This window comes from Thomasclavelia sp. (genome assembly GCF_017889095.1).
Classification (GTDB): domain Bacteria; phylum Bacillota_I; class Bacilli_A; order Erysipelotrichales; family Coprobacillaceae; genus Thomasclavelia.
Genome location: NZ_JAGHEW010000361.1, coordinates 1 through 8966, shown reverse-complemented (window position 1 = coordinate 8966; position 8966 = coordinate 1). Strand labels below are relative to the sequence as shown.

The following is an 8966-nucleotide window of genomic DNA, read 5'->3' as shown; positions in this document are numbered from 1 at the left end:
TCTCCATTTTCCATAACACTAACGCATGAATTTGTAGTACCTAAGTCAATACCAATAATCTTACTCATAATAACATTCCTCCTATTACTCACTTACTTTTACTAAAGACGCCCGAATAACGCGGTCTTTTAACATATATCCTTTTTGTAATTCTTCAACAACCATATTAGGTTTGAAATTTTCATCTTTGACAGTCATCACTGCCTGATGGAAGTTAGGATCAAATTCTTGACCTTCTGCTTTAATTACCTCAACACCCTGAGATTTTAAAACATCCATCAATTGTGAATAAATCATTTCATAACCTTTTAGGAAATTTTTAATTTCATCACTAGGATTAACGATTGCCAATGATCTTTCAAAATTATCAACAATCGGTAATAACTGTTCAATAAACGATTGCATCATAAACTTCATTGTATTGGCATGTTCATTTTGCAATCTCTTTTTAAGATTTTCCATATCCGCAAATACTTTATAATAATCAGTTTTCCAAGTATTTACTTCTTCCATTAAATCACTAATTTGTTTTTCTACCGATTCTTCTTTAGTTTCTTCACCGTTTTGATCAACTGTTTCTTCAACAGTTTCTTCTTCTAAAGTTTCATCTACTACTTTATTTTCCTTATCAGCCATTACACTCACCTCTATTCATCGTTCGAATCATCATCTGTTTCATCAAATTCCTCAAAAAATGCATCTTCAATATTCTTTGAGATATACTCTACTAAAGATACCACTTTTTCATAAGGCATCCTGGTTGGTCCAATTACTGAAATAGATCCTTTGGTTGTTTCACCAGTTTTAAATGAAGCCGAAATTACTGAAACATCTTCAATTTCATTAATTGGTGAATCAGAACCAATTCTTACTGTTACCCCTTCTTCATTAGATAGAGGTTGTAAGAAATTCCAAACTTGAGAGTTTTCAAATGCACTGACGATTCTTCTTAACTTATTTACATCGTTATACTCAGGCTGGTATAACATATTCTCTTTACCTGAAAAATATACATTGCTTGAAGCAAAGCGAACAAACGCTTCTAAAAATGCATTGAACAATTCTTCATGTTCTTTGATTTTTACAGATAAAATCGGTTTTACATCCCGTTCTAACCGAAATGCTACCTGATCAATTGGCGTTCCTATCAATAAATCATTCATAACTCCAACACAACTAATCAAATCTTCCATCTTATGTTCTTGATTAATATCGAAAACTTTGTTTTCAACATGTCCTTGACTAGTAATAATAATAGCAGTTACGCGATTATCACCTAACGGCACCACCGAAATCTGCTGAAGCTTATCAGCACTAGAATCAGGACCTAGAACAACTGATGTTAAATGAGTTAGCTCACTTAACATTTCACAGCTATCTTGAATGATTTCATTCAAGCTTCGATGCCGATCGCTAAAGACCTGAGCTACCTGCTGTTTCACTCCTTCATCTAAATCGTGTTTCGTTAGATTATCAACATAGAAACGATATCCTTCAATTGAAGGAATTCTTCCTGAAGATGTATGAGTCTTTTCGATATACCCATAATTTTCAAGATTACTCATTTCATTTCGAATGGTCGCACTAGAATAAGGCAACTGGTATTTTTCCATCAATGCCTTTGATCCAACTGGTTCAGCCGTTTCAATGAATTCATCGACGATACATTTAAATATTAATAATTGCCTTGCTGTAAGCACTTGTTTCACCACCCTTAGCACTCATCTTTCCTTTGTGCTAAATACATTATACATCTTTTTTTAGCACTGTCAACATCTTTGTGCTAAAAATTAAAAAAACAGTTAATTTGCTATTTCTCGCAATTATTTTATGTCTTTCCAAAATAAATATACGAATATAGCACAATTAACTGTCAAAATCAAAGAAAATCAAGCAAAATATCATTTAATAAATAAATCGCTTCTTTATTACAACGTAAATAATCATCCTCGATTACTAATGTCTTTAAATTTAAATGCTTATTTAAAGCCTGATCATAAACATCAAAAATACTTTGCTGGTAGCGATGTTCAAATTCCTTTAAATTCAAACCCTTGATTAATCTAAGTGACATCATTAAATGATTAAACATCGTTTCTTCTTTACTATAAACTATTTTATCAAGTGTATTTTCACCTTTTAAATAAGCGGTTAAATTACGATTATGTTCATATAAACAATCATCAATTTTACCACTGGCACCTAAGCCAATCCCATAATAGTTATCATAATGCCAATAAGCTAAATTATGTAATGACTGATAACCTGTTTTAGCAAAATTACTGATTTCATATTTATTAAAACCAGCTTGACACAACTGCTCATCAATCATTTTATTGATCATCAATTCTGTTTCTTCATCTAATGACTGATAATGCAGGTTATTTAAAACGGTCCGTTTTTCTAAGATCAAAGCATAATAAGAAATATGTTTAATCTCTAAGTTTAAAGCAAACTGCAGATCCTTTTTAACATCATCAATGCTTTGATCAGGTAAGCCATACATCAAATCAATCGAAATATTATCTATTTGATACTTTTTAGCCAGTTCAATTACATTCAAAACATCTTTTCTTTGATGATGACGATTGATCTTAGCTAACAATTGATCATCAAAAGTCTCTACTCCAATACTTAACCGATTAACACCGCCAGCTTTTAGTATTTGCATCTTGGTTTCATCAATCGTTTCTGGATTTACTTCAATCGTTATTTCTTTAGTTTCCTTACTTATATACGGTTTGACCAGATCGAACAATAATGATAATTGCTGATAGTTTAAGGCACTAGGCGTTCCACCGCCAATATAGATCGTTTTCAATTGATCACTAATCTTTAAAGCAGCTAGTTCCTTTTTTAAAACTTGTAAATATTGATCAACTTGTTTTTCATCATAAAAAACTTTACAAAAATCACAATAAAAACAAATTTGTTTACAAAAAGGAATATGGATATACAAAGAATTAGTCTTCATCTTCAAAACCAAATTCTTTCGCTAAACCACCTAATGAAGTTTCTTTATAAGCACTATTTAGATCTTTACCAGTTTGTTTCATCACCCGCACTACGGCATCAAAAGAAACTTTATTTTTTCTTAAATAGCCTAGCTGTTTAGCATACATCGCCGCATCCATCGCTCTTAATGCCCCAAAACCATTGCGTTCAATACAAGGAATTTGGACATAACCGCCAATTGGATCACAGGTAAGACCTAAATTATGTTCTAAGCCCATTTCACTGGCATATTGGATCAAACTGTTATTTAACTCTAAGATCCAGCCATAAGCTGCTGCTGCCATGGAACAGGCACTGCCAATTTCCGCCTGACAGCCACCATCGGCTCCGGAAATCGTCGCATTTGTTTTGATGACATTGCCAAAAATTCCGGCTACCGCTAAAGCTTTGATGATTTCTTTTTTAGGCAAATTCAACTGTTTATAACAATAATATAAAACCGCTGGCAAGACCCCACTAGCCCCACAAGTTGGTGCGGTTACAATCTGGTGACCACAAGCATTTTCTTCACTAACAGCATAAGCATAACTGCTAACTAATAAGCGTTCCCGTTCCCCTAAACGTCTGGTATTAATGGCCTGCTGGTACATTGATTTAGCCACCCGTTTTAATTTTAAGCGCCCAGGAATAATACCAGTTGTTGAAAGTCCAGCTTCTACACAGCTAAACATAGCATCTAAAACTTCAAATAAGTAAGCTTTAAAATCTTCATCTTCAAACTCTAAAGCATAATGATATAAATTGATCCCTTTTTTATCACAATAATCTAAAACTTCCGTTAATGTATTTTGAGGATAAACCTGCTTGGGTGGGGCAATTTTAGCATCATCATACATTAACGCCCCGCCACCAACAGAATAAATCGTAACGCGATCAATTTCTTTATCATCGTGGTAAATTACAAATACCATACCATTAGGATGCTTTGGTAATGCTTCACTGACAAAATGAATTTTCACTTTATCTTTTCCTAAAGTCTGTTCAATAATATAATCAGTTAAATGACCTTTACCTGTTAAAGCTAAAGAACCATGTAGATAAACTTCATAATAACTAGCCTCAGGATAAGTTTCCTTAATTTTTAAAGCTGCCCGCTGTGGTCCCATAGTATGTGAAGACGAAGGGCCAACTCCAATTTTATATAATTCTCTAAGTGATTCCATAAATCCTCCTATATCTTAATCAAAAACAGTTCTAACCCTGTTTTTTTATCCATTTTTCCCGTTTTAATCGCTACATCAAGTTTTGATAACTGATCAATACATTGTAATAACTCATTTAAATCATAATCTTGTCCTTCTTGACGAATATATTTTAAACGATAAGGATTGACGCCTAACATCTTGGCAATCTCTTTATCATTATACCCTTTACGATCCAATAATTTCACTTGATAAATTAACCGCATTGAATTGGCAATCATGATAATTAATTTAACTGGTTCTTCATTTAAGATCATCAAATCATGATAAATCATAAAAATCTTGCGCCGGTCTTTTTGTAAGATAGCACTAGTCAAATCAAAAATATTTTCATCCAACGGTTTGTTTACCATCTGATCAACAATATCATAAGTAATATGTTTACTATAAAGACATAACTTTTCTACTTCATTAGCGACCTTTTGTAAACTTTCATCACTTCGACTAAGCAACAATTCCAAAGCATCATCATCGATCGTTGCCTGACGACGTTTAACTGCCTGACGAGTACTATCTGATAAGCGATAATGATTTACTTTATCAAATTTAAATACTTGCGCTGATGATAATAACTGTTTGACAATTTTCTTACGCTTATCGAGATCATCACCATCTAAATAAATCACCAGTCTAACTTCATTATTATCAGCTAAACATTTTTCAAAATACTGCAATTGTTCATCGTCTTTTTTGATCTTTCGAGTCGTTAAAAATAACGGATTTTTCAGCACGATCATTTTATTTTCAGTAAAAAAAGGAGGTGTAATTAAATCTTCAAAAACATCTTTGATGCGATCTTCATCACCACGATACTGTGATAAATTCATCAATTCATCACTACAATCAAACTCTTTTTTCAAAGCATTTAGTTTTTGTTCCATTAAAAAACGTTCTGTTCCATAAATAAAATATAGCATTACGATCCCTCCAGTAAACCAATTATAGCCCATTTAAATCATAAAGTCATTACCTTATTTTTAAACAAAAAAGTTTATTTAAAAGCATTAGCTTTAAATAAACCTATTTACTCATCAGCTTTTCCAATAATAACTCTAAACTACTTTCAATATCTTCAACATCAACAAAAAACAAAGATATCATCACTCCATCACCACTATCAAAATAAATATTATCTAAATCTCTTACTTCATTATTAATTGGATATAATAACCACACTTCACTAGTTTGATACTTTTTGGCATAAGCATACATTTGATACATATCTTGCTGTGATATCCCATAACTGCTTCGTTTATTATTTGATAGCTTTTTCCATTTAGTATCTAAAATAACTACACTACCATCATCTCGAGTAACTACTAAATCCGGCCTTAAAGCAAATCTATGCTCATTTTGACCATTTACCTGATTAAACAAATAATAGCTTTGATCTTGACTAGATACCTGGTAATTAGCTCTTTTAAAGATTCGTTTCATATTTTTAGCGACATAAGCTTCAAATACCTTTTCCATTGGAAATAACAGGGCTCTGGCATTCTGTTTACCCGAAAATGGTGTAAAGCTTTTATTTTTTAAAAACACTTTAGACCATTCAATTAAAGATAAATAGTTTTTACTAGTACGATCAATCGTGATCTTAGCTAGATCCCGGTCAATATTTAATGATGGACTTACACCTTCAAAAAATACTAATAACTGTCTAATTTGTTTAGCGTTTTTACTGCTTGTAGTAATCTTTAATAATTTTAATAAAGTTGCTTTAATGATGCGATTTTTAGCCTGATCAGCTTGAAACTGATCATATTCAAGGTAAAATCGTTCTTGATGAACGTTATTTTTTCTTAACTGTTTATTTATTAACAGCTTACCTTGATAATAAGACAAGTTACCTTGATTAGTTACATAAGCTAACTGAATCCCCTGTTTTACTAACTTTCGCGTTTCTTTTAAATACATCTCAATAAATATTTCATATATACTCATTTGAGCAGTTTCTAGATTGGCATTATTAAAAATTTTACTTGGGAAGTCTTTCATTGACTGAATCATTTTGATAAAAACTTGTTTTGTTTGATCTCTTATTTGCTGATTAAAATCTATTTTAGGTAAAATTTGAATTTGAAAGCCATTTTTCAATTGAATCAAGCCAACATAATTTCTAAAAGTAATCGTATTCCCTAGATTTCGTCGATATCCTAAACTAATAAAATTAAGAATATCACTTTGATCTTCCGTAGCTTTAAAATCATAGATGAACGTAATTAAGTTTTCAAACTGCTGTTTTTCCATATATTTATAACGACCCTGATAGCCTTTTTGACTAATGATCGTATCATATTCTTTAATGGTAAAAAGTTCACCCATGTTTTCACCCCATCTATTTCATAATTTCTAAATAGCTTTCAATTTGATAGAAAGCTGCTTCATTGATTCGATAGATTTTATCACTAAGATCAATATCTGATAAATCCCCTTTAAATAACGAATTAGAAACTGGTTCATCATTAATGAATTGATATTCACCTTTAGATTTATCATTATCACCAAGAACTAACATGATCTTTTGATAATCTTCATAAAAATATTCCTGTAATAACGGAATTAACGAATTTTTAAAAATATCCGCTAAACATTCAAGTGTTAAATTATCTTTTAATTTGGTAAAAAAGGCATGACCAATAGTATGTTCCCGGTCAAATAAATATTCAATTCGCTGATTAATCGTTTTTAACATCTTTACAACATCTAGTTCTTTTTCATTTACTACAATTTTATTGATTCCTAGATCATTTAAGACCTGTTCATCAGGCATCATTTCAATAAACTGGAACCGCCGCCGCAAAGCTGTATCCATTAAAGCAATCGAACGATCAGCCGTATTCATCGTTCCTAAAAGATAAACATTACCAGGAATACTAAATTCTTCATTAGAATATGGCAAAAGCAATGATATCTCTTCTTTACTGCCCTGACGTTTTGATTCTTCAATTAAAGTAATCAATTCACCAAAAATCTTAGAAATATTACCACGATTAATTTCATCAATAATCAATACATAAGGCTTGTCATCTTTATTTGCCACTTTACAAAACTGTTTAAAAATTCCCGCAACGATTTGATAACCTAAACTACTATCATCTTCTTTAATCACTGGACGAATCCCTTCAATAAATTCTTCATAGCCATAAGATTGATGAAAAGTCGTAAAAGCAATCCGACCTTGCTGCTTTAATTCATTATATCTTTTAATTACTGCATCATAATCTTTTAATTCATCATTTTTTTGATTATCACATATACCAACCGCATAAATAATGGAATTATAAGTTTTACCGGTTCCAGGTGGTCCATACAAAATCATATTTTTAGGATAATTTATTTGCTTAATTTCCATTTCATAATCAATATCGGCTTCATTGAATATTGATTGATAATCGATTTTTAAAACATGATCATAATAAGGAATTAATGAATGAATACTTTTAATCATCTCTTGTTCAATTTCATCATTAGTTAAATGATCATCCCATTCTAAAATCCGACTAATTTCTACTTTTTTATAAATCCCGGATACTAATTTTTGTTTAATTGTTTTACGGTCATCATCAATTATATCAATCCCATTATTTCCAGCAGTATAAACTAAGTTACTATTAGGTTTAACTGGCAAATCTAAATAAGTATGATAATTATCTAAGATCAACTTATCAGCTTTATCAAGTTTTAGTCCTAATGAAAAGCGCAATCTAGCTTTATTGGTTACTTCTGACTTTTCGACAAAAATCGAAATACTTTCAGGACATTTACTATATTCTTGATATTTTAACTGCGCCCATAAGTATTTCCGAGTTTTTACGTTTGAACTATCTAACCAGACTATCGGTTCACATTTATTTAAATCAAATAATTTAGCGCATAACTTTGCCATTTTGACCATTTCATTAACCGCTTGTCTTCCCTGATTTTTCAGTTCCTGGAATTGTTTTTTTTCTTGCGCGTTAATCCCTGGTTTTTCAGGATTAGAATAGGGCATCCCGCCATTATTTTGAAGATAATTTAAAACTCCTAAATAATCAATCTTATCATTTTCCACTATCACATCACTCCCTAATTATCACAAAAATATTATAAATAATGTCGTAATTCAATTATATTATTTAAAAAAGACATTTTCAACATTAAGATAACCACCTAGTTTATCTTTTTAAAAAGATAATTATCATCACCATAATAAACGATCTTAACCATCCCCATTTGATCAGTTCGATAAACTTTAACCCCATAATCATTCAATCTTTGGAGTAAATCATCATGAGGATGTCCATAAGTATTATTTTTACCACAGCTAATTAAAGCTACTTTGGGTTTAATGCTCGCTAAAAATGGCGCACTTGTACCACTATTACTGCCATGATGGGATACTTTTAAAACATCAACTTGTAAATTAGGGTAATCTTGAATTATTTTAGCTTCGACATTACTAGAAATATCACCCGTAAATAAATATTTAAGATGATTGACAGTTACTAGCATCACTAATGATGAATCATTATTGTTATCACTAGCTGGCAAAGCTAACATTTCAATTATAACCTCACCAATTTTCATTTTTTCTTGATAGGCTGTAATCGTTTCTTTAATTTTAATTTGACTAGCTAAAGAATCATAGCCGCCACTATGATCAAAATCATCATGACTTAAAAAAACATAATCTAAACTAAAAATTCCTAACGAATGTAAATACGGAACGACTGTTAATGAAGCCACATCTTTATTTCTTAAACCACC

9 protein-coding genes are annotated in these 8966 nt (G+C 31.1%); all 9 read right to left on the bottom strand.

The genetic code is table 11. The features are described 5' to 3' along the window. Positions 1–68: Hsp70 family protein (locus J7M77_RS16950; protein ID WP_367237041.1), on the bottom strand; the 68-nt coding region annotated here is incomplete at its 3' end. A gap of 16 nt (positions 69–84) precedes the next feature. Further along, a complete protein-coding gene (gene grpE, locus J7M77_RS15325) occupies positions 85–636 on the bottom strand; it encodes a nucleotide exchange factor GrpE (RefSeq protein WP_296880138.1) in 552 nt (183 codons plus the stop codon). A gap of 11 nt (positions 637–647) precedes the next feature. Further along, the gene (gene hrcA / locus J7M77_RS15320; RefSeq protein WP_296880137.1) at positions 648–1700 is read right to left on the bottom strand and encodes a heat-inducible transcriptional repressor HrcA; all 1053 of its coding nucleotides are present in this window, start codon (positions 1698–1700) and stop codon (positions 648–650) included. A gap of 179 nt (positions 1701–1879) precedes the next feature. After that, a complete protein-coding gene (gene hemW / locus J7M77_RS15315; protein WP_296880135.1) occupies positions 1880–2974 on the bottom strand; it encodes a radical SAM family heme chaperone HemW in 1095 nt (364 codons plus the stop codon). Continuing rightward, entirely contained in the window at positions 2964–4178 is a 1215-nt protein-coding gene (locus tag J7M77_RS15310; RefSeq protein ID WP_296880133.1) for an L-serine ammonia-lyase, iron-sulfur-dependent, subunit alpha, read from the bottom strand. The genes hemW and J7M77_RS15310 overlap by 11 nt, the downstream gene beginning before the upstream one ends. 8 nt (positions 4179–4186) lie before the next feature. After that, positions 4187–5134, bottom strand: a complete 948-nt coding sequence (holA, locus tag J7M77_RS15305) for a DNA polymerase III subunit delta (RefSeq protein WP_296880131.1) — start codon at positions 5132–5134, stop codon at positions 4187–4189. Positions 5135–5237: 103 nt separating this feature from the next. Beyond that, positions 5238–6542 carry an McrC family protein gene (locus tag J7M77_RS15300; RefSeq protein WP_296880129.1) on the bottom strand — a complete coding sequence of 435 codons (1305 nt, stop codon included), beginning with the start codon at positions 6540–6542 and terminating at the stop codon, positions 5238–5240. A 13-nt stretch (positions 6543–6555) separates the two neighbouring features. Then, complete coding sequence (locus tag J7M77_RS15295) at positions 6556–8271, bottom strand: AAA family ATPase (protein ID WP_296880127.1); 1716 nt, start codon at positions 8269–8271, stop codon at positions 6556–6558. Positions 8272–8369: 98 nt separating this feature from the next. Further along, positions 8370–8966, bottom strand: a 597-nt coding sequence (locus J7M77_RS15290; protein WP_367237040.1) for a ComEC/Rec2 family competence protein, incomplete at its 5' end; no start/stop codon positions are given.